18 protein-coding genes and 1 pseudogene are annotated in these 19,852 nt (G+C 67.5%); 11 read left to right on the forward strand and 8 right to left on the reverse strand.

The genetic code is table 11. The features are described from left to right. Window positions 1-13 precede the first annotated feature (13 nt). Entirely contained in the window at window positions 14-1,132 is a 1,119-nt protein-coding gene (locus tag ACFVWT_RS19585; protein WP_390250785.1) for a zinc-dependent alcohol dehydrogenase family protein, read from the forward strand. 35 nt (window positions 1,133-1,167) lie between these two features. Here ACFVWT_RS19585 and ACFVWT_RS19590 read toward each other — a convergent pair whose 3' ends face one another. Then, complete coding sequence (locus ACFVWT_RS19590; protein ID WP_390250788.1) at window positions 1,168-2,121, reverse strand: LysR family transcriptional regulator; 954 nt, start codon at window positions 2,119-2,121, stop codon at window positions 1,168-1,170. Window positions 2,122-2,241: 120 nt separating this feature from the next. Here ACFVWT_RS19590 and mmsB point away from each other — a divergent pair, with 120 nt between their 5' ends. The 3 genes and pseudogenes from mmsB to ACFVWT_RS19605 all read left to right on the forward strand — a co-directional run bounded on the left by mmsB (window position 2,242) and on the right by ACFVWT_RS19605 (window position 5,853). Continuing rightward, window positions 2,242-3,144 (forward strand): 3-hydroxyisobutyrate dehydrogenase, encoded by a 903-nt coding sequence (mmsB, locus tag ACFVWT_RS19595; RefSeq protein ID WP_390250791.1) that lies wholly within the window; start codon window positions 2,242-2,244, stop codon window positions 3,142-3,144. A gap of 31 nt (window positions 3,145-3,175) precedes the next feature. Further along, window positions 3,176-4,660 carry a CoA-acylating methylmalonate-semialdehyde dehydrogenase gene (locus ACFVWT_RS19600; protein ID WP_390250793.1) on the forward strand — a complete coding sequence of 495 codons (1,485 nt, stop codon included), beginning with the start codon at window positions 3,176-3,178 and terminating at the stop codon, window positions 4,658-4,660. Window positions 4,661-4,744: 84 nt separating this feature from the next. Then, window positions 4,745-5,853 (forward strand): annotated as a pseudogene (locus ACFVWT_RS19605) (HNH endonuclease). Between the two features lie 77 nt (window positions 5,854-5,930). On the opposite strand, the gene ACFVWT_RS19610 reads toward ACFVWT_RS19605, so the two are convergent. From ACFVWT_RS19610 to ACFVWT_RS19620, 3 genes are read right to left on the reverse strand one after another with little or no spacing between them, the layout of a single operon-like run. Further along, window positions 5,931-6,470, reverse strand: coding sequence for a hypothetical protein (locus ACFVWT_RS19610; RefSeq protein WP_390250795.1), 540 nt, complete (start codon window positions 6,468-6,470; stop codon window positions 5,931-5,933). Between the two features lie 13 nt (window positions 6,471-6,483). After that, the gene (locus tag ACFVWT_RS19615; protein WP_390250798.1) at window positions 6,484-7,716 is read right to left on the reverse strand and encodes a winged helix DNA-binding domain-containing protein; all 1,233 of its coding nucleotides are present in this window, start codon (window positions 7,714-7,716) and stop codon (window positions 6,484-6,486) included. 6 nt (window positions 7,717-7,722) lie between these two features. After that, a complete protein-coding gene (locus tag ACFVWT_RS19620; protein WP_390251098.1) occupies window positions 7,723-8,514 on the reverse strand; it encodes an SGNH/GDSL hydrolase family protein in 792 nt (263 codons plus the stop codon). 148 nt (window positions 8,515-8,662) lie between these two features. Here ACFVWT_RS19620 and ACFVWT_RS19625 point away from each other — a divergent pair, with 148 nt between their 5' ends. After that, window positions 8,663-9,313, forward strand: a complete 651-nt coding sequence (locus tag ACFVWT_RS19625; RefSeq protein WP_390250800.1) for an alpha/beta hydrolase — start codon at window positions 8,663-8,665, stop codon at window positions 9,311-9,313. A gap of 34 nt (window positions 9,314-9,347) precedes the next feature. Here ACFVWT_RS19625 and ACFVWT_RS19630 read toward each other — a convergent pair whose 3' ends face one another. Beyond that, window positions 9,348-9,584, reverse strand: coding sequence for an RNA-binding S4 domain-containing protein (locus tag ACFVWT_RS19630; protein WP_390250803.1), 237 nt, complete (start codon window positions 9,582-9,584; stop codon window positions 9,348-9,350). Between the two features lie 33 nt (window positions 9,585-9,617). Between ACFVWT_RS19630 and ACFVWT_RS19635 the strand changes: the two genes are divergently transcribed. The 3 genes from ACFVWT_RS19635 (at window position 9,618) to ACFVWT_RS19645 (ending at window position 13,130) form a co-directional block, all read left to right on the forward strand. Further along, window positions 9,618-10,610 (forward strand): DMT family transporter, encoded by a 993-nt coding sequence (locus ACFVWT_RS19635; protein WP_390250805.1) that lies wholly within the window; start codon window positions 9,618-9,620, stop codon window positions 10,608-10,610. Window positions 10,611-10,734: 124 nt separating this feature from the next. Further along, window positions 10,735-12,120, forward strand: a complete 1,386-nt coding sequence (locus ACFVWT_RS19640; RefSeq protein ID WP_043479986.1) for a glycine--tRNA ligase — start codon at window positions 10,735-10,737, stop codon at window positions 12,118-12,120. Between the two features lie 2 nt (window positions 12,121-12,122). After that, window positions 12,123-13,130 (forward strand): GNAT family N-acetyltransferase, encoded by a 1,008-nt coding sequence (locus ACFVWT_RS19645; protein WP_390250807.1) that lies wholly within the window; start codon window positions 12,123-12,125, stop codon window positions 13,128-13,130. A gap of 50 nt (window positions 13,131-13,180) precedes the next feature. On the opposite strand, the gene ACFVWT_RS19650 is transcribed toward ACFVWT_RS19645, so the two are convergent. From ACFVWT_RS19650 to ACFVWT_RS19660, 3 genes are read right to left on the reverse strand one after another with little or no spacing between them, the layout of a single operon-like run. Next, a complete protein-coding gene (locus ACFVWT_RS19650; protein ID WP_390250809.1) occupies window positions 13,181-14,044 on the reverse strand; it encodes a lysophospholipid acyltransferase family protein in 864 nt (287 codons plus the stop codon). A 1-nt stretch (window position 14,045) separates the two neighbouring features. Next, window positions 14,046-14,858: a DUF1295 domain-containing protein gene (locus ACFVWT_RS19655; protein ID WP_390250811.1), complete on the reverse strand. Its 813-nt coding sequence runs from the start codon at window positions 14,856-14,858 to the stop codon at window positions 14,046-14,048. A gap of 2 nt (window positions 14,859-14,860) precedes the next feature. Then, window positions 14,861-15,589, reverse strand: a complete 729-nt coding sequence (locus ACFVWT_RS19660; protein ID WP_390250813.1) for an alpha/beta hydrolase — start codon at window positions 15,587-15,589, stop codon at window positions 14,861-14,863. A 218-nt stretch (window positions 15,590-15,807) separates the two neighbouring features. Here ACFVWT_RS19660 and ACFVWT_RS19665 point away from each other — a divergent pair, with 218 nt between their 5' ends. The 3 genes from ACFVWT_RS19665 (at window position 15,808) to ACFVWT_RS19675 (ending at window position 19,830) form a co-directional block, all read left to right on the forward strand. Beyond that, window positions 15,808-17,292, forward strand: coding sequence for a YibE/F family protein (locus tag ACFVWT_RS19665; RefSeq protein ID WP_390250815.1), 1,485 nt, complete (start codon window positions 15,808-15,810; stop codon window positions 17,290-17,292). Window positions 17,293-17,369: 77 nt separating this feature from the next. Then, window positions 17,370-18,548, forward strand: coding sequence for a tRNA dihydrouridine synthase DusB (gene dusB / locus ACFVWT_RS19670; RefSeq protein WP_390250817.1), 1,179 nt, complete (start codon window positions 17,370-17,372; stop codon window positions 18,546-18,548). Then, window positions 18,541-19,830, forward strand: coding sequence for a deoxyguanosinetriphosphate triphosphohydrolase (locus tag ACFVWT_RS19675; protein WP_390250820.1), 1,290 nt, complete (start codon window positions 18,541-18,543; stop codon window positions 19,828-19,830). The genes dusB and ACFVWT_RS19675 overlap by 8 nt, the downstream gene beginning before the upstream one ends. Window positions 19,831-19,852 lie beyond the last annotated feature (22 nt).

Consider the following 19,852-nt stretch of genomic DNA (forward strand, 5'->3'; position numbering starts at 1 on the left):
GCAGCCGGTTCACATGCGCGCCGCAGTTCTGTACTCCACCGTCCCCGCCGGAATCAGCTATACCGAAGCACGCCCGCTAGTGGTGCAGGAACTTGACCGGCCCGAACCCCGCGCCGGCGAGCTGGGGGTGGCGATCACCTACTCCAGCCTGTGCCACTCGGATCTGTCGGTGGTGGACGGCTCCCGGGTCCGGCCGCTGCCCATGGCGCTGGGGCATGAGGCCGTGGGCCGGGTGGTGTCAGTCGGTGAGGGCGTCCATGACGTGGCTGTGGGCGAGCACGTTGTGCTCGTCTTCGTCCCCAGCTGCGGCGAATGCCGGGCGTGCCGGTCCGGGCGCCCGGCCCTGTGCCACCGTGCCGCCGAAGTCAACGGTTCGGGGGACCTGCTGCACGGGGAGGCGCTGCTGCGCACGCCGTCAGGGGAGCGGATCAACCACCACCTCGGGGTGTCGGCTTTCGCGGACTACGCCGTGGTGGCGCGGGAATCAGTGGTGGTGATCGACGACGACGTCCCGGACACCGTCGCGGCCATGTTCGGTTGCGCCGTACTCACCGGAATGGGCGCTGTGCTGAACACGGCGGCGGTCACCGCCGGGCAGTCGGTGGCAGTCTTCGGGCTCGGCGCCGTCGGGCTTTCCGCCGTGATGGCGGCGTCCCTGGCCGGCGCCGCAGCCGTCATTGCCATCGACCCCAACGAAGGCAAGCACCAGCTCGCCCGGAACTGCGGTGCCACGGCAGTGGGAACTCCCGACGACGCCGCCCGGCTGGTTGCCGAGGCCACCGGCGACGGCGTGGACGTCGCCGTCGAGGCCGTGGGCTCTGCCGGCGTGATCGCCTCGTGCCTGGACCGCGTAACGCGCGGCGGCGCCGTGGTCTCCGTCGGGCTGCCAAAACCCTCGGCGGAACTGACCGTCGGAGCCCTGCAGTTTGCGGGAGCGGGGAAGCGGCTGCTCGGCTCCTACATGGGAGATGCCGTCCCGGAGCGGGACATTCCGCTGTATCTTGACCACTGGCGGGCCGGGCGGCTCCCGGTGGAACTGCTGCACACGGACACGAGGCCGCTCGCGGAAATCAACGAAGGCCTTGACGCCCTGGCTGCAGGGCAAGTGGTCCGCCGACTGTTCCAGGCGTAGTGCCGGCCGCCACGCAGCGTCAGCGCGGCGCAGTGTCAGGCCGCCAGGATGTCCCGGCGGCCTGACACTTCCGCCTTGAGGGCCTCCACCACGGCCCGGACGGACGCCGAACGCAGCGACTCGGGACGCGCCACCGCCCAGATGGGGAGCTGTCGCTGGAACAGCTCAGGCAGCACGGGAACGAAGTCAGGCTTGTTCGCCACCATGAAGTTCGGCAGCAGGCCGATGCCCGCGCCGTGCCTGACCGCCTCCACCTGGGCGAAGACGCTGGTGGCCTGGAAGCTGGATTGTGGCGCGGGCAGCTGCGAGGACCGGTGGCCCAGTTCCGCCACCTGCAATGCCGACTCGACGTAGGAGACAAAACCATGCTCTCGGACGTCGTCCAGGGCTGCGGGCAGCCCGCGGGACCTGACGTAGCCCGGGCTGGCGTAGAGCCGCAGGAAGTAGTTCGTGAGGAAGATAGGCTGCACGTTCGTGACCTCCATCCGGCCCACCACCACCTCCAGGTCCACGCCGGAACGGTTCTGGCTGACCTTGCGTGTGGCGCTGAGCATTTCAATGTCCAGCAGCGGGTTCTCCTTCTGCAGGCGCACCAGCGCCGGGGCTACGAATTCCGCCCCGAATCCGTCGGACGTGCTGATCCGGACCATGCCGGACAACGAGTGTTCACCGTCGCCGATGGCGCCGGCCAGGGACCCGAGTGTCGCCTCGATCGCCTCGGCGGCGGCAACGGCCCGGCTGCCCAGCTCGGTCAGTTCCCAGCCGTGCGGGCTGCGTTCCAGCGTCCGCCCGCCCAGTTGCTTGTCCAATGCCAGGATCCGGCGGGAAATGGTGGTGTGCGTGGTGCCCAGCGTCTCTGCCACGGCATTGAACCGGCCCAGCCTGGCCACGGTCAACAGGATCAACAGGTCATCCGGACTGGGCAGCCGGTTCACATCCACTTTTTCACGTCCATCTTCCTGGTCCGCAGTGCGGCTTTGCCAAGGCATGTGCATCAATGCACATGCACTCTGTAATTTTTTCCCTTGATTGCACTCTAACAGGGTGTGATGGTGGACACGGAACTTCCAGCAATACCAGCTGGTACACAAAGCAAAGGAGCTTTTCCCATGGCAGTAGTCGCTTGGATCGGTCTCGGAAACATGGGTGGGTCCATGTCAGCAAACCTGGCGAAGGCCGGCCATGACGTCCGCGGATTCGACCTCAGTCCCGAAGCGGTGGCCGCTGCGGAAGCCGGCGGCGTGAAGCCCGTGGCCAGCATCGCAGCGGCGGTGGACGGCGCCGACGTCGTATTCACCATGCTGCCGAAGGGCGAACATGCCCGGGCCGTGTACCTGGGGGAGGACGGCGTCCTGGCCCATGCCGATACCCGCACGCTGCTGGTGGATTCCTCCACCATCGACATCGCCTCCGCCCAGGCACTGCACGACGCCGCCGCTGCCGCCGGCTTCCGTTTCGTGGATGCCCCGGTCTCGGGCGGCATGAGCGGAGCGAAAGCGGGGACCCTTACCTTCATGATCGGCGGCGAGGCGGGCGCGGTGGCCGAGGCCACGGAATACATCCATCCCATGGCCTCCAACATCATTCCCACCGGCGGTGCCACCACGGGGCAGGCAGCGAAGATCTGCAACAACCTGATGCTCTTCATCAACCTCGCCTCCACCGCCGAAGGAGCCGTCCTCGCCGACCGCCTCGGGCTGGACAAGCAGGTCTTCTGGGATATCGCCTCGGTGTCCTCGGGTGACAGTTGGGCGCTGCGGACCTGGTACCCGGTGGCCGGCGTTGTGCCCACCGCTGCCTCCAACAACGACTTCGCCCCGACGTTCACCACCGAACTCGCCAACAAGGACATCGGTTTGGCCATCAGCGCCGCCCGCGACACCGGCACCCCGCTGGAAATCGGCGAGCACGTGCAGACGCTCTTCCAGCGGCTCATCGACTCCGGGCAGTCCGGCAAGGACTGCTCCATGATCATCAAACTCGTCGACGGCTCGCTCGAGACCTCCAACTAACCGCAGCCTGCTTCACGAATAGGACTTTCCCATGGAACGCATTCCGCACTTCATCAACGGCGCCCTGATCAGCGACGCCGACCGTTTCGGCCCCGTCTTCAACCCCGCCACCGGCGCGCAGGACAAAGAGGTTGCACTGGCCTCAGCATCCCGGGTGGAGGAAGCCATCGCGGCCGCCCAGGCCGCCCTGCCCGGATGGCGGGCCACCAGCCTGGCCAAGCGCACCAACATCTTTTTCCGCGTACGGGAACTGCTGACACAACGGAAGTCCGAGCTGGCGGCCATCCTCACCAGCGAGCACGGCAAGGTGCTTTCCGATGCGGAGGGCGAGATCTCCCGCGGACTGGAAAACATCGAGTTCGCCACAGGCCTCTCCCACATGCTCAAGGGCGAACGTTCGGAGCAGGTGTCCAGCGGTGTGGACGTCCACTCCGTACGCCAGCCCGTGGGCGTGGTCGCCTGCATCACGCCGTTCAACTTCCCCGCCATGGTCCCGCTGTGGATGATTGGCAGTGCGCTGGCCTGCGGCAACACCGTCCTCCTAAAGCCCAGCGAGAAGGACCCGTCGTCGGCCGTTTTCATCGCGGAAGTCTTCGCGGAAGCGGGCCTGCCGCCGGGCGTCCTAAACGTCGTCCACGGCGACAAGGAAGCGGTGGACGTCCTGCTGGAGCACCCCGGCGTGAAGGCTGTCAGCTTCGTGGGGTCCACCCCGATCGCGCAGTCCATCTACAAGCGGGCAGCGGACCACGGCAAGCGCGTCCAGGCGCTGGGCGGTGCCAAGAACCACATGGTGGTCCTGCCGGACGCAGACCTGGACATGGCCGCCGACGCCGCCGTGTCGGCCGCCTACGGCTCCGCCGGGGAACGGTGCATGGCGGTGTCCGTGCTGGTGGCCGTGGGCAATATTGCCGACGACCTGGTCAAGGCCATTTCCACCCGTATGGCGGACCTCAAGATCGGTCCCGGCACGGATCCGGCCTCGCAGATGGGTCCCCTCATCACCAAGGAACACCGGGACAGGGTGGCGTCCTACGTGGCCGGGGCCGAGGAAGAGGGCGCCACTGTGGTGGTGGACGGGCGCGAGCAGGCCTTCGACTCGGACGGCTTCTTTATCGGGGTCAGCCTGGTGGACCACGTGAAGCCGGGCATGAAAGTGTACGACGACGAGATCTTCGGCCCGGTATTATCCGTGGTCCGGGCGGACAGCTACAGCGACGCCGTGAAGCTGGTGAACGACAACGAGTTCGGCAACGGCGTGGCAATCTTCACGCGCGACGGCGGCGCGGCGCGCCAGTTCGAGTTCGACGTCGAGGCCGGAATGGTGGGCGTAAACGTGCCCATCCCGGTTCCCGTGGGGACGTTCTCGTTCGGCGGCTGGAAGAACTCGCTGTTCGGCGACACCCACATGTACGGCCCGGACAGCATCCGCTTCTACACCCGCGGCAAAGTGGTGACCACCCGCTGGCCGGACCCGTCCACCTCGGTGATCGACCTCGGTTTCCCGCAGGTGGATTGAAGGCGGTAGCTGTGCGGGACAGGTTCCGTCCGGGAGTGTGCCTGGAGGCGCTATTTTGTCAGTGGTCGCTGCCAGACTTCAGTTATGGAAGGCAACGGCGGGCCGGGACACGCTCCGGACGGGACAGGGCGCGAGATCACAGTCAGGGACCTCATAGGTTTACTGACCTCAATCCGTCCCTGCGGCGACGGTGCCGCCCTGATAGACCAGGTGCGGGACCTGGAGGATCTGAAGTCGGCCGCGGCCGCGATGCAGGCCCGCTCGTCGGTGGCGTTCGATGTCCAGCAGCGCTGCGCCCAGGCTGAGGCCGGGCTTGCGGCGGATGAGCCGGGCAAAGGTGTCGCTGCTCAGATCGCCTTGGCCCGCCGTGAATCACCGGCCTGCGGCGGCCGGCTGCTGGGACTGGCCAAAGCCCTGGTGACGGAGATGCCCCGCACCCTGGCAGCCCGGCACACCGGTTAACTCAATGAGTGGCGCCCCTGCACGGCACGCCGACGCGCTGCGCTCGGCCGGAGACGGCCGCTCCCGCGGACAGATCATGGCAGATGACCTCGTCGAGCGGATCGCGGGCACGCCGGGCGGGATCGCGGGGATTGAGATCCAGCTCATCGTGACCGACCACACCCTCTTCCAGGGCGACAGCGAACCGGCGAGGCTGCCCGGCTACGGCGTGGTCCCTGCCGGGTGGGCCCTGGAGATCGCTGTCCAGGGCCAAGGCCAGCCCCCGAACGTTTGGCTCCGGCGCCTCTACACCGCCCCGGGCAGCGGGGATCTCGTGGCGATGGACTCGAGGGCCAGGCTCTTTCCACCCGGGCTCCGCCGTTTCATCCAGGCACGCGATGGCACGTGCCGCACGCCGTACTGTGATGCGCCGATCCGCCACGACGACCACATCGTCGCGTGGCAGCACGGGGCCCACGAGCTTCAGTAACAGCTGCGGGCTTTGTGAATCCTGCAACCAAACCAAGGAATCACCCGGCTGGCATGCCGATTCACGCCCCGGACCCCGGCACACCCTGCAAATGAGGACTCCGACAGGGCATATCTACCAATCCACCGCGCCTCCACTGCCGGGTGCAGGACAGCCACTGCCTGAGACATCGCTGCCCATGGACCGTCGCCACAGACGCGAGCTACTTCACCGCGTCAAGATCCTCAAACGGGTCCGTCCCCATGGCTCGCTGGCCGCCTAAAGGACACCAGACAGGCGAGGAAAACCGGGGGCATGAGCAAAACCGGCGGCCCGAGGAAGAGCGGGAAATGCGGGCGTCTAACCCTTCATGATCTCGTCACGCCGGGCCATGTATTCCTCCATGGCGATTTCGCCGTTGCTATACTGCTGGTCAAGCTCCGCCAGTTTCCGCGCGCGGAAACCCTGAGGGGCCGACGGCGGCGGGGGAGTCACCGGTGCGGACGGCTGCTGCGGCTGCTGGCGTGACTGGTTGCCCGGATACTCGGGGCTGTCCTCGTACGGCACCTGTCCGGCGCCGCCGGGGGCAGGATAGCCGGGGTTCTGGTAACCGGGAGCCGGGTAGCCCGGGTTCTGGTAGGGCTGGTCGAGCGGGGGCTGCTGCCCGCCGCCGAGCTGCCGGAAGCCGCCACCGAAGTAGTCCTGCTGGGTGTAGCCGTCACGCGGCTGGTTGTTGGGCCGCCCCGGCGGCTGGCCAGGGAACTGCCCGGGAAACTGGCCCGGGTACTGTCCGTTGAAATCCTGGTTTTGGTTCCTGCCCCGGACCGACTTCCGGTACATGCGCATGGCGAAGGGAATCAGGAACGACAGGATGATGATCCAGAAGAACACGTTGCTCACGGTGGAGGGCCTCTCAGAAGTGTCCCTTCAGTTTAACCCCCGGCTCACGACCGGCGTTGGACCGCGGCAGCCAGGCGGCTTCATACCGCTCACTTCCGAACGGCGCCGTTGGGATCCCCAGAAAGGCGCCGTATGCGGCAACGGCTTCATCGATCGCCCGGCTGGTGTCCCGCTCAGCGGCGGCGTCGGGTTCCGGCCCGGTTCGGATGTCCAGCTCACAGCGGCCGCCTGCCAGCTCATGGCGCCAGGAACCGATCATTTGGCCGTTCTTCAATACGACATGCATCGGAGTGTCCCGCTCCGGACGCGCCGGGGCGGTGCCGCCCAGGAAATACCGCGACCGTGAATAGCCCATGACGTATTCGTCATAGCACTGGATCAGGTCAATCCGGGGTTGTCGTCCGCTCTCCGCATCCTGTCCGGGTGCGGAGTCTGCCAGCCCACCGTATCCGGGCTCCGCGGAACTGAAATGGAACTCGATATCGTCCAGCGTTGCGGTCCCGAGCACACCGGGATCGGCTTCCAGCGTCAGTCCCAGCCCTTGCCGGACGTCCGTGACTGTCAGTCCGGACCAGTCTGCACAATCCTTCACCGTGGCCGGTCCGCGGCTGAGGAAATAGCGCCTGACCAGCTCCGCCAGTGCCGCAGGACGGTCGGCGGGGCCGCCGGACGCCACCGGAACCCGTTCATCGAAGAGTGCATAGGTCTGTTTGAGCGCGCCGCCGGTGCTGCGCACGGGCGTTCCGCTGGCCAGGACCCCGCTGATCTCCGCATGCATGATCAGGTAGGCGAGTTCCAGGCCCTTGGCGGCAAAGCCGTTCCGCTGCAGTGCAGCCGCCAGCTGCTCCCGGGTTTTGTGGGCGCCCCCGGCCACGGCAGCGGCAAGGACCCGGGCGCTCCGGGACGCGGCTTCGGCGTCGATGCCGGCCTGGCGGTACATACCCGCGTTTCCCTGGTGCAGCCGGGGCGCGGACAGCATGAGCAGCCAGCGGAGGTCGTCGCGGTGCACAAAATGCCAGGTGGGCCGCAGGATGTGCGTCCGGAGTATCCGCCCGTCAGCCACGGCTTGTTCGACGTCGGCGGCGGAGGCTCCGGCAGTGCGCTGCGCCAGCGACCAGCGGGCGTAGGAAAATTCCTGCGACTGGACGGCCAGGAGGTTCTTCACCGCCGCTTCGGCGGAAACCGCCCGGGGAGGGCGGAGCTGCTGCCGGCTAAGCCTCAGCCTGACGACGTCGTCGGCGTGCACCCTGGGCTACCTCTGTTCGGACTCTGGTCCCGCTGCCTCGCCCGAGCCCAGTGGCATCCCGGGCCCGAAGACCGGACCGGGCGTTGGCCGTTTGGCCGTGACGCCGTCTCCGGAAGACTGGTGGCGAAGCCGGCGGACAACCCAGGGCACAAAGTACTCACGCGCCCACACCAGGTCTCCGGACCGAGCCTCGCGCCAGCTGCGTTGTGGCAGGGGTTTGGGCGAGAGGGGCTCCAGGGTGTGCTGGATGTTGAGCGAGTCGAGCACCATGGCCGCGATGGTGTGGTGGCCCAGCGGTGAGAAGTGCAGGCGGTCCTGGTCCCACATCTGCGGATCGCTGAGCTGGCGAAGCGACCACATGTCGGCAATAACGGCGTCGTGCCGCGCTGCCACGGTGCGGAGGTTCTCGTTGTAGATGGCGATCTTGCTGCGGACCCTGCCCAGGACTGATGAACCGGTGTCCGGGCCGTTGAACAGCACCACGGTGGCACCGCCCAGGCTGAGGATGTGCACCACGGAGTCCAGCTTTTCGGCCAGCGCGTCAGGGTCCCCGCCGGGCCGGATGAGGTCGTTGCCTCCGGCCGAAAGCGTCACCAGGTCCGGCTTGAGGGCCAGGCACGGCGCCAGCTGCTGGTCAACGATCTGTTCCAGGAGCCGTCCCCGCACCGCGAGGTTGGCGTAGGCGAAATCGCTGTGGCCCCGGCTCAGTTCCTCGGCCACGCGGTCCGCCCAGCCGCGGTGTCCGCCGGGGCTTCCCGGTTCCGGGTCGCCGATGCCCTCGGTAAAGGAATCGCCCATGGCGACGTACCGGCCCCAGGGGTGGGTATCGACGGTGTCCTGCGGGTTCGGAATGGCTTCAGTTTCGCTCACGTTTCCATCCTGCCTCGTGAGGCTAAAGCTACGCCACCGTAGGTTGTTACCGGGCGGTAACTGCAAGAATGGTTCCATGACTGAAGCCGACGTTTCCACCGCCCCTGTTGTCCTGTGGTCCACTCCCGACGAAGAGCGCTCGGGAAAGCCCCTGCTGGTTCTGCTGCACGGCTACGGTGCCAACGAACAGGACCTGCTCAGCCTTGCCGACCTGCTGCCGGGCGATTTCGCGGTGGCGTCCGTCCGTGCCCCCATCGCCATGGGCCCGGGTTTCACGTGGTTCCCGCTGACGGACTCCGCCGACTACTCACTCGACGCGGTCAAGGACGCTGCCGCCTTTGTGCTGGAATGGCTCGACGGCGTCAAGGGCGACCACCCCTCCGTCACCCTGCTCGGGTTCTCGATGGGAATGGCGATGGCCACCACGCTGCTCAGGCAGCGCCCCGCGGACTTTGCCGCCGTCGTCGGACTTTCCGGCTTTGTGGTGAACGCCGGAGGGGATCCGAGTTTCCGGGACGACGAACTGGACGGCTCCGTCCCCCTGTTCTGGGGTCGCGACCAGCAGGACCCCGTCATCACCCAGGACAAGATCGAATACACCATGGGCTGGGTGCGGAAGCACGTGAAGCTCACGAAGGTCCTCTACGCGGGGATGTGGCACGGGATCAACCAGCAGGAGATCGGCCACGTTTCCGAATTCCTCACCCACGAGGTGCTGAAAAAGTAGCCCCGCAGCGGGCGGCCGCGGCGGGCCGGAAGCGCTAGGAACCGGCGGGTGTGAGGATCCGCACGGTACGGCCGTTGACGGTCACGGTGTCGCCGTTATGCAGCTGGCGGCCGCGGCGGTCGTCGATTTCGCCGTTGACCTTGACCAGCCCGTTCTTGATCAGCTCCGTGGCTTCGACACCGTCCTCCACGAGGCTGGCCAGCTTCAGGAGCTGGCCCAGGCGGATCATGTCGTCGCGGATGGGGATCTCTTCGATTTCCGGGTTGCTCATACAAGCAATGATGCCTGACGTAAGGTGAATCCAGTGACCCATGCACCCCGTCTCCCTCTCATTGCAGGACTGCCGCTGGCCGTAGCCGCCGGACTCGCCATCCCCGTCCAGGGCCGGATCAACGGGGCGCTGGGCGCCCGGTTGAACGACGGCATCGCCGCGGCCGTGGTGAGTTTCACCACGGGACTCATCGTGATGACCGTGGTCTCGCTGGTCCTTCCGCGGGGACGCCGCGGGTTGGCGCAGATCCTGCCCGCATTGCGGGAACGCCGCTTTCCGCCGGTCTACGTGATGGCCGGCGGCATCGGCGCGTTCTTTGTGTTTGCCCAGTCCTTCACTGTGGGACTGCTCGGGGTGGCGCTGTTTACCGTCGCCACGGTCACCGGTCAGACCCTGAGCGGGCTGCTCGTGGACCGGCTCGGCATCGGCCCCGCCGGCAAGAAGTCCGTTACCGGCATCCGCGTCCTGGGCACCGTCCTGACCATCGCCGCCGTTGCGTGGGCGGTGTCCCCGCGGTTGGGCGGTTCGGGTCCCGGCGGCGGCGCGGAGCCGGCCCAGCTGCTGCTGCCGGTAATTCTGCCGGTCATTGCCGGGTTCCTGATGAGCTTCCAGCAGGCAATGAACGGAACCGCCACAGTGCACTACGGCACACCCATCGCGGCCACCTTGGTGAATTTCATCTCCGGTGCCACGGTGCTATGGCTGGCTTGGCTGATCAAGCTGGCCGTCGCGGGTGCGGGGAACGGCCTGCCCCCAGAGTGGTGGTATTACCTGGGTGGTCCCATGGGCTGTGCATTCATCGGCCTGGGCGCACTGCTGGTCCGGAGCCTGGGCGTCCTGGTCACCGGTCTGGGCATGATTGCGGGCCAGCTGCTGGGGTCCCTCGGCTTGGACCTTGCCTTTCCCGCACCCGGGACGGTGGTGGCACTGCCCACCGTCCTCGGCACCGTCCTGACCCTCGGCGCGATTGTCCTGGCCACGCTTCCGTGGCCGCGCGGCGCCCTCAAGCGGCAGCCTGGCCGGTAGGCTAGGACACGCAGCTTCCTGCACATCTTTCCTTCGTACCGTCCCCGTCCGGCACCCGCCAGGCGCGGGGGCCTAGAAACCGCGCGGACCGCACCCAGCGGCCCTGTAGAAATTGGAGTTCCCCATGGCAGCAAAATCCGTTCTCGATCAGGTCATCTCCCTCTCCAAGAGGAGGGGCTTCGTTTTCCAGGCCGGTGAAATCTATGGTGGCTCCCGTTCTGCCTGGGACTACGGGCCCCTCGGCGCCGAGCTGAAGGAAAACATCAAGCGCCAGTGGTGGCAGTCGGTAGTCCGCGGCCGCGAGGACGTGGTGGGCCTGGACTCCTCCGTGATCCTGCCCCGCCAGGTCTGGGAAGCCTCCGGCCACGTGGAGGTCTTCTCCGATCCGCTGGTGGAGTGCCTCTCCTGCCACAAGCGCTACCGCGCCGACCACCTCGAAGAAGAGTACGAGGAAAAGAAGGGCCGTCCGGCCGAAAACGGCCTGAAGGACATCGCCTGCGCCAACTGCGGCACCCGCGGCGAATGGACAGAGCCCCAGGAATTCTCCGGCCTGCTCAAGACGTTCCTCGGCCCGGTGGCCAATGAAGAGGGCATGCACTACCTGCGCCCGGAAACCGCGCAGGGCATCTTCGTGAACTTCAACAACGTGCTCACCACGTCCCGGAAGAAGCCGCCGTTCGGCATCGGCCAGATCGGCAAGTCCTTCCGCAACGAGATCACGCCCGGAAACTTCATCTTCCGCACCCGTGAATTCGAACAGATGGAGATGGAATTCTTCGTCGAGCCGGGCACGGACGAGCAGTGGCACCAGTACTGGATGAAGGAACGCATGGACTGGTACACCGGCCTGGGCCTCAAAGCCGAAAACCTGCGTTTCTTCGAGCACCCGCTGGAGAAGCTGAGCCATTACTCCAAGGGCACCACGGACATCGAATACCGTTTCGGTTTCCAGGGCTCGGAGTGGGGCGAACTGGAAGGCATTGCGAACCGCACGGACTTCGACCTTTCCACGCACTCCAAGGCTTCGGGCCACGACCTGAGCTACTTCAACCAGGCCACCAATGAGCGCTACACCCCGTATGTGATCGAGCCCGCCGCCGGCCTGACCCGGTCCTTCATGGCGTTCCTGATCGATGCCTACACCGAGGACGAAGCGCCCAACGCCAAGGGCGGCGTGGACGTCCGCACCGTGCTGAAGCTGGACCCGCGCCTGGCCCCCGTCAAGGCCGCCGTCCTGCCGCTGAGCCGCAACGAGGACCTTTCCCCGAAGGCCAAGGCCCTGGGTGCGCAGCTGCGCAAGAACTGGAACATCGACTTTGACGACGCCGGCGCCATCGGCCGCCGTTATCGCCGCCAGGACGAAATCGGCACCCCGTTCTGCATCACGGTGGACTTCGACACCCTCGAGGACCAGGCCGTGACCATCCGCGAACGCGACACCATGAGCCAGGAACGCGTTTCCCTGGACAAGGTCGAGGGCTACCTGGCCGCGCGGCTGATCGGCGCCTGAGCATGGCAATCGAATACCGTGAATGGCGCGACGGCGACGACCTTGCACTGCTCGAACTCTGGGGCGGCCCGGAGACCGAGCAGGCACGGCAGTTCCGCGGCACCCTGGCGCCCTCGGGCAACTCGCCCTGGCGCCGCTGCATCGTGGCCGAAGACGTCGTGGACGGCGTGGCCATCCCGGTCGCGGCGGCCGTGGTCCACGAAGCCTCCCTCCATCCCGAGCGGCTCTGGGCCTACATCGAAGTTGCCAAGGACCACCGCCGTGCGGGCGTCGGCTCCACCCTGCTGACCATGCTCCGGCACGAAGCCGGCCAGGCGCCGTCGGGCGTGTCAAGGCTGCGGAGCAAAGTGGAACCGGGCACCCCCGGAGCCGCTTTCGCCGAAGCTGCCGGCCTGGTTCCCATCCAGCGCTCCCGGCTTGTTGTCGTGGAGCCGGGGGCACTTAAGCTGCCGGTTTTCGGTGACGGGTCCGAGGCTGCGGCCTCAGAGCAGATCGAGGACCTCGCCACCGGTTCGGTGGAACTCAGCGACGTGGTGGGCCGGTACTACACGGCCGTACACGGCTGGGACAGCCCGGGGGAGTTGAGCATCGGCACCGTGCAGCGGCTGTTCCTCGACGAGCTTAGCGGGGCGCACGGCGCCATCGTGCTCCGTGCCCCGAAGGCCAGCGCGTTCGGCCAGGGCGTCCCGGCCAGCAGGAAGGGGCGGCTTGAGGCATTTGCCATCAGCTACGCCGAGCTTGCCCCCGGCGGGAACGCAGCAGCCGACGGCAGCGGGTCCGCATCGGGCCAGCCCACGGATGTGTTCGTCGGCCATGAGCCGAAGTTGTCCGAGGAGGAATCCCGCTCTGCCGTCCGCGACCTGCTGGCACTCATCGCGTTCCAGCACCCCGTGGTGCTGGAACTGGACGACTCGATGACCGCCCTGCGCGCCGTCGTCGAACCTTTGCTGGAGGACGGCAAGGCCAGCCTCCGCGGCACCGAAACCCTGGTGGTTTCGGACCCCGCCTAGTACCCCGAGCCGGCCGGCCCGCACTAGTCCGCAGCTGCGGGCCGGCCTGCTTAGGCCTTCTGCCGTCCCCGCGCTGCGGCCTGTTGAGCCTTCCGTCCCACCGCGCGCCGCGGACCCTCGGCCTGATCCAGCCGCTGGCGTTCCTCTTCCGTGGGGGCACCGCCGCCCATATGCGCGGGCATCCACCAGGCTCCGGGCCGGGGTGTGAGCGGGAAGTCGGCGATGGCGGCGTCAATGCCTGCCTGCAGGATCCTCCTCAGCTGTTCGGTGGCAGGCTGCGCGTCGTGGGCAGGGTCCGGCAGGTCCGCAGGGAGCAGTGGCTCGCCCACGTGGATCCGTACCGGCGCCCGCCAGGCTCGAAGCGGCGAGAACCCGTGGTGCCGGGTCATCAGCCGGTGCGAGCCCCAGACCGAGACGGGAATGATCGGCACGCCGGCCTCCGCCGCCATCCGCACGGCTCCGGTCTTGCAGTCGCGGACCGTAAAGCTGCGGCTGACGCCCGCTTCAGGGAGGATGGCGATGTATTCGCCGGCGCGCAGTTTCGCGACGGCGGCGTCGTAGGCGCCGCTGCCCGAACCGTAGGGAACCACGACATGCCCTGCAGCGCTGATGGCAGGACCTGCGAACCAGTGGTCGGCCGCGCCCTGGGTGACCAGGTACCGCATCTGGGCACGGTTGTTCCACCATAGGAGCAGCTCGGCGAACGCGAAATCCAGGTACCCGAAGTGGGTGATGGCAACCACTGCCCCCTCACCCGGCACCACGTGGCGGGACGGGCCGTTGAGCGGCCCTGGTGGCGGCAGGTGTTCCCGGCCGGTGATGATGACGCGGATCCGGAACAGCCCGCGAAGCGCCAGTCCGGTGCGGACAATGACGCGGTAGAAGCGGTCGTTCGGCTTTGGCCGCCAGGTCACCTCAATGACCGCCTGCCGGCCGGCGCGGCGGCCAGGGGATAAAGCCCGACGTCGACTCGACGTACTCCTTGTACCCCGGCCGGGCGGACATCGCCTTCTCCGTGAGCGGCTTTCCGGTCTTGCCGGCGAGCGCCCAGACCATCAGCGCGGGGGAGAGGACCGTCAGGATTCCCGGCCAGGAGTCCGCGGCAATCAGGAACAGCCCGGTCCAGACGGCAGCATCCCCGAAGTAGTTGGGGTGGCGGGTGTAACGCCACAGCCCGGTGTTGAGCACAGTCCCCTTGTTGGACGGATCCTTTTTGAACTGTGCCAGTTGCCAGTCGCCCACCGTTTCGAACACGAAGCCGATCACCCACAGGACCACTCCCAGGCTGGCAAGCCAGCCCAGGGCGCCGGTGGCGAACATCCCCGCCTGGACCGTGAGGGACACGAAGAACATCACCATGCCCTGGGGCAGGTAGACGCGACGCAGCGCGTAGACGTTGCGGGAGCCCGGAGCATCGCTGAGCATTGCCTCGTAGCGGGGGTCCTCATGGCCGCCGCGGGCACGCCAGCCGATGTGCGCGCCGAGGCGAAGGCCCCACACGCCCGTCAGCAGCAGCAGCAGGAGCCGACGGCCGTCGTCGCCCGTTCCGGCGGAGAGCAGCCACGAAACCGCGGCGACAGCAACGAAGCCGGGCCCCCAGGCCACGTCCATGACGGAGTGCCTCCGCTGTGCCGCGGCCACGGCGAAAGTGACCGCCAGGACACTTGCCACGGCCAGGGCCGTCCAGGGCAGGCTCGCCAGGAATCCGCCGAGGGGAAAGTCAGCCATGGTCAGAGCACTACCGGGACGCCGGGGTCGGCTGCCGGCAGGAGGGCGTCAAACCCGCGGCCGCCGTCCAGTTCCACTCCGGCGGTTTCGGCGAAGGCCTTGAGGACAAACCCGGCAGCGAGGGCGTGCCAGAGCCGGACCTTGCGGAACATGAAATGGCCAGCCCCTGCCAGCGACACATAACGTAACTCCTTGGCCCCGGCGGAGGCGCGCCGGGCAAAGTTCAGCGATGCGGCGGGGCTGGTCCAGCGGTCCGTGGAACCGTGCACAATGAGCACCCGGCGTCCGGCGACGTTCCCGGCCGGTGTCTCGGCGCTGAGCCACGGGGCCAAGGCGACGACCGCATCCACCTGGGGATCGTCGGCGGCGCAAATGGCGGTGAGTCCTCCCATCGAGTGCCCCAGCAGGTACACGGGTACACCCGGGTGTTCGTCGTGGATCCGGGAGAGCGCCCACCGGGCATCCTGCAGCGGTGACATGTCAGGGCCGTTCCAGCCGCGCACGCTGTTGCGTAGCGTCCAGACTGCAAGTCCATGGCTGCCGCCGGCCCGGTGCAGGCGCTTTGCGAACGGGACCATGCGGGCCGGGCTCAAGTGGCGGGCCTCAACGGGCTCGTAGCTGTGTGAGCGGCCGCCGTGCAGCACCAGCGCCACGCCGCGGGTCTCTCCCGCCGCCTCGCGCACCGTCAGAACGGGCTTGGTGCTTCCGTCGACATTCCTGCGATTACCCATGCGGGCCTCCAGACTCCTCGTCCTACAGTTATAAACCCAAGGGTTCCCGTGTTTAGTTCCGCTGGTCAGTTCCTTGATGGAATTCAGGCGCGTCCGGAAGTGCACGGGCACCGCGCATTCCGGGCTCTCACAGGGCATTCGGAGCCGTCGCTGGTGAAGATGGGCAACCGGAGGGTGCCCAGGCCCCAGTAAAGTGCAGGCATGAGGTTTTACTGCTGATGGGTGCCGGACACTCGCACGGCCACACAGACCATTCGGATCCGACACCCGGGGCTCTGGCTGCGCGCAAGCGGGCCAACTGGCTCCTCGCTGCGGTGCTTATTCCGCTGACGCTGCTGACCCTTGCGGCCATGATCATGATGTGGCCGTCCGGGAACAAGCAGGACTTGAAGCTGGCCAGCCCGTACGCGGCCGCCCCCGGAGTGACCTTCGATACCGGCACCATCCAGCGCGTGGTGGTGGAAAGCTGCACCCAGGGTAGTACCGGCCAAAACACCACCGCCCAGCCCGGTGCGGGGCAGGGCGCCGCGCAGCCGGGGAACGACTGCACCTTCGCATTTACCGAGCCGGACAAGGGCGGCAACCCGGTCAAGGTGGTGATCAACCCGGACGTGGTGAAATCCCACGGAGTCAAGGTCGGAGACGACATCCGGTACCTGAACCTCTCCAACGCCCAGGGCGCGTCCGGGCAGGGCGCGCCTGCCTATATCTTCGTGGACTTCGTCCGCACCCTGCCCATCATCCTGCTGGCAGTCCTCTACGCCGCGGTGGTTATCGCGGTGGCGCGGTGGCGCGGGTTGCGGGCGCTGATCGGCCTTGTGGGCGCCTACGCGGTGCTGGTGACGTTCATGCTGCCCGGGCTGGTGGAAGGGAAGCCGCCCCTGCTGCTGGCGCTGGTGGGGTCCACCGTGATCATGATCGGCGTCCTGTACTTCGCCCATGGCTTCTCGGCGCGGACCTCCACGGCGTTGCTGGGCACCATGTTCGGCCTCGGCATCACCGCGCTGCTGGCGGCCTGGGCCACCGACGCGGCAAACCTGGCCGGCGTGGGCAGCCATGATGCCGCTACGCTGGCGAACATTTCGGACAATATCTCCATTTCCGGCATCATCCTGTGCGGATTGATCATTTCCGGACTCGGCGTCCTGAACGACGTCACCATCACCCAGTCCTCGGCGGTGTGGGAACTCTACGAACTTGCTCCGGAGACAAGCGCCCGCCAGCTCTTCTCCTCGGCCATGCGGATCGGCCGCGACCACATCGCCTCCACCGTGTACACCATCGCCTTTGCCTACGCAGGAGCGGCGCTGCCCATCCTCATTATCGTGATGCTCTACGACCGCCCGCTCGGAGAGGCACTGACCAGTGCTGAGCTGTCCGAAGAAGTCATCAGGACGCTCGTCGGTTCCGTGGGACTGGTGCTGGCGATCCCCGTCACCACCCTGATCGCGGTGCTGGTGGTCAAGGCCACCGGGATCAGGCCCGCGGCCGGGCCGCACACCCGCGGCGATGCTTCCGGCAGCACCGCTTCGGGGCGGCCGCCCGTGATGCCCGCCGACGTCGCGGACACCGGCGCGCTCGCGGCAGCAGCGGCGCTCTCACGCGGCGGGCGGACGCGCGCCGAGACCCCTGCCTCCCGTGAAACCGCGCGGGAACCGCTGCCCGGCAGCCGGCGGGCACGTCGGGCCGCAGAGGGGGAGTAGCCGGGCCCGTCCCCCCTGCAGGAGCGGCCATTCGGCGGCCGGCTCGCCGATTTGCCCGGCTTTGAGACAATGAACGGGTGACTGTTGTAGCGACTCCTCCCGCCCCCAAGCTGGAACTCCCGCCCCTGAAGCTGGGACCCCTCACGGTGGACACCCCCGTGATCCTGGCCCCCATGGCGGGCATCACCAACTCCGCCTTCCGCAGGCTCTGCCGTGAATACGGCGGCGGCATGTATGTGGCGGAGATGGTCACCTCGCGCGCCCTCGTGGAGCGCACCCCCGAGTCGCTGCGCATCATCTCCCATGATGACGACGAAAAGGTCCGCTCCGTCCAGCTGTACGGCGTGGACCCCGTGACCGTCGGACAGGCGGTCCGGATGCTCGTGGAGGAGGACCGGGCGGACCACATCGACCTCAACTTCGGCTGCCCCGTTCCCAAGGTGACGCGGCGCGGCGGCGGATCCGCCCTGCCCTGGAAAATCGACCTGTTCACCTCCATCGTCCAGACGGCCGTCAAAGAGGCGTCCAAGGGCAACGTCCCGCTCACCATCAAGATGCGCAAGGGCATTGACGAGGACCACCTCACGTACCTTGACGCCGGCCGGATTGCGCGCGATTCCGGCGTCGCCGCCGTCGCACTCCACGGCCGCACCGCGGCGCAGTTCTATTCCGGCCAGGCGGACTGGTCCGCCATCGCCCGCCTACGCGAAGCACTGCCGGACATTCCGGTGCTGGGCAACGGCGACATCTGGTCCGCCGAGGACGCCGTGCGGATGGTCCGGGAGACCGGGGTCGACGGCGTGGTGATTGGCCGCGGGTGCCAGGGCCGGCCCTGGCTCTTCGGGGACCTCCAGGCAGCCTTCGAAGGCAGCGACACCCGCCACAAGCCGAACCTGCGGCAGGTGGCGGAGGGCGTGTACCGGCACGCGGAACTCATGGTGGAAACCTTCGGCGACGAAGGCAAGGCCCTGCGTGAAATCCGCAAGCACATGGCGTGGTACTTCAAGGGTTACGTGGTGGGCGGGGAGCTGCGCACACGTCTTGCCCTGGTCACCAGCCTCGAGGTGCTGCGCGATACGCTGGCCGGGCTGGACCAGGATTCCCCCTACCCGGGTGTGGATGCCGAAGGTCCCCGCGGCCGCGCCGGTTCGCCCAAGAAACCGGCGTTGCCCAAGGACTGGCTGGAATCCCGGGCGCTTAACGCCGAACAGTCCCAGGACATCGCCGCCGCCGAACTGGACGTGTCAGGTGGCTGAAACGCGGACCACAGCCCCCGTGCTGCCGGGCTACGAGGCCCACGACTCCGCCCGCTGGGTGGAGGAACCGCCTAAATCCACCTACCGCTCGGACTTCGAACGTGACCGGGCCCGGGTCCTGCACTCGTCCGCGCTGCGCCGGCTGGGCGCCAAGACCCAGGTGGTTGCGCCGGACACCGACGACTTTGTCCGGACCCGGCTGACGCACAGCCTTGAGGTGGCCCAGGTGGGCCGCGAACTGGGCCGGGCGCTGGGCTGCGATCCCGACGTCGTGGACACCGCCTGCCTCAGCCACGACCTTGGCCACCCTCCTTTCGGGCACAACGGTGAATCCGCTCTAAACGAGATGGCGCACGGCATTGGCGGCTTTGAGGGCAACGCCCAGACCCTCCGGCTGCTGACCCGGCTGGAACCCAAAGTCCTGGCTGCGGACGGAACCCCGGCAGGGCTGAACCTCACGCGGGCCAGCCTTGACGCTGCGGCCAAGTACCCGTGGTCGGCATTGAATGCCCCGGTGATCCATGGCCAGCGGACCAGCAAGTTTGGTACCTACGAGGATGACCTGCCCATCTTTGACTGGATCCGGGAGGGAGCGCCGGAGCGCAGGTCCTGCCTGGAGGCGCAGGTCATGGACCTTGCGGACGACATTTCCTACTCGGTGCATGACGTCGAGGACGCCATCGTGGCGGGCCACTTCCAGTTGCGCTGGATGGACAACCCGGACCACCGTGCCCGCGTGGTTGGCTACGCCAAGCAGTGGTACCTGCCGCACAACGACCCCGCAGCGATTGACGCCGCACTGGCCCGGCTGGAGGCGACGGATGTCTGGGTGCGGGAGGCCGACGGCAGCCGCAAGGCGATGGCCGCGCTGAAGAACATGACCAGCCAGCTGATCGGCAGGTTCTGCCAGAGCGCGCTGGAGACAACGCGGGCCGTTTACGGCCCCGAAGACCTCACCCGGTACAACGCAGAGCTGATGGTGCCTGACGAGACCGTGATGGAAATCGCGGTCATGAAGGGCCTGGCCACCACGTTTGTGATGACCACCGAGCACCGCCAGCCCATCTACGAACGCCAGCGCGAGGTCCTGCACGCGCTGGTGACGGCGCTGAACGCCACCGGAGACCGCCACCTCGAGCCGATGTTCGCCGCCGACTGGCGGGACGCGCCCGACGACGGGGCCCGCCTGCGCGTCGTCATCGACCAGGTCGCCTCGCTTACCGACGGGTCCGCGCTGGCCATGTACGAGCGGTTGGTCGGCAGCCTGCCGTCGCTGTGGTGACGCCGATCAACAGCTGGTTCTA

This window comes from Arthrobacter sp. NPDC058288, from assembly GCF_042880995.1.
Classification (GTDB): Bacteria; Actinomycetota; Actinomycetes; order Actinomycetales; family Micrococcaceae; genus Arthrobacter.

Coding starts and splice junctions, on each gene's coding strand:
- ACFVWT_RS19630 (WP_390250803.1), bottom strand. CDS start 9,584: ATGAGCAACCCGGAAATCGAAGAGATCCCCATCCGCGACGACATGATC.
- ACFVWT_RS19620 (WP_390251098.1), bottom strand. CDS start 8,514: ATGGGCGATTCCTTTACCGAGGGCATCGGCGACCCGGAACCGGGAAGC.
- ACFVWT_RS19600 (WP_390250793.1), top strand. CDS start 3,176: ATGGAACGCATTCCGCACTTCATCAACGGCGCCCTGATCAGCGACGCC.
- ACFVWT_RS19640 (WP_043479986.1), top strand. CDS start 10,735: ATGGCAGCAAAATCCGTTCTCGATCAGGTCATCTCCCTCTCCAAGAGG.
- ACFVWT_RS19645 (WP_390250807.1), top strand. CDS start 12,123: ATGGCAATCGAATACCGTGAATGGCGCGACGGCGACGACCTTGCACTG.
- ACFVWT_RS19590 (WP_390250788.1), bottom strand. CDS start 2,121: ATGCCTTGGCAAAGCCGCACTGCGGACCAGGAAGATGGACGTGAAAAA.
- ACFVWT_RS19655 (WP_390250811.1), bottom strand. CDS start 14,858: ATGGCTGACTTTCCCCTCGGCGGATTCCTGGCGAGCCTGCCCTGGACG.
- mmsB (WP_390250791.1), top strand. CDS start 2,242: ATGGCAGTAGTCGCTTGGATCGGTCTCGGAAACATGGGTGGGTCCATG.
- ACFVWT_RS19625 (WP_390250800.1), top strand. CDS start 8,663: ATGACTGAAGCCGACGTTTCCACCGCCCCTGTTGTCCTGTGGTCCACT.
- ACFVWT_RS19585 (WP_390250785.1), top strand. CDS start 14: ATGCGCGCCGCAGTTCTGTACTCCACCGTCCCCGCCGGAATCAGCTAT.
- ACFVWT_RS19660 (WP_390250813.1), bottom strand. CDS start 15,589: ATGGGTAATCGCAGGAATGTCGACGGAAGCACCAAGCCCGTTCTGACG.
- ACFVWT_RS19665 (WP_390250815.1), top strand. CDS start 15,808: ATGGGTGCCGGACACTCGCACGGCCACACAGACCATTCGGATCCGACA.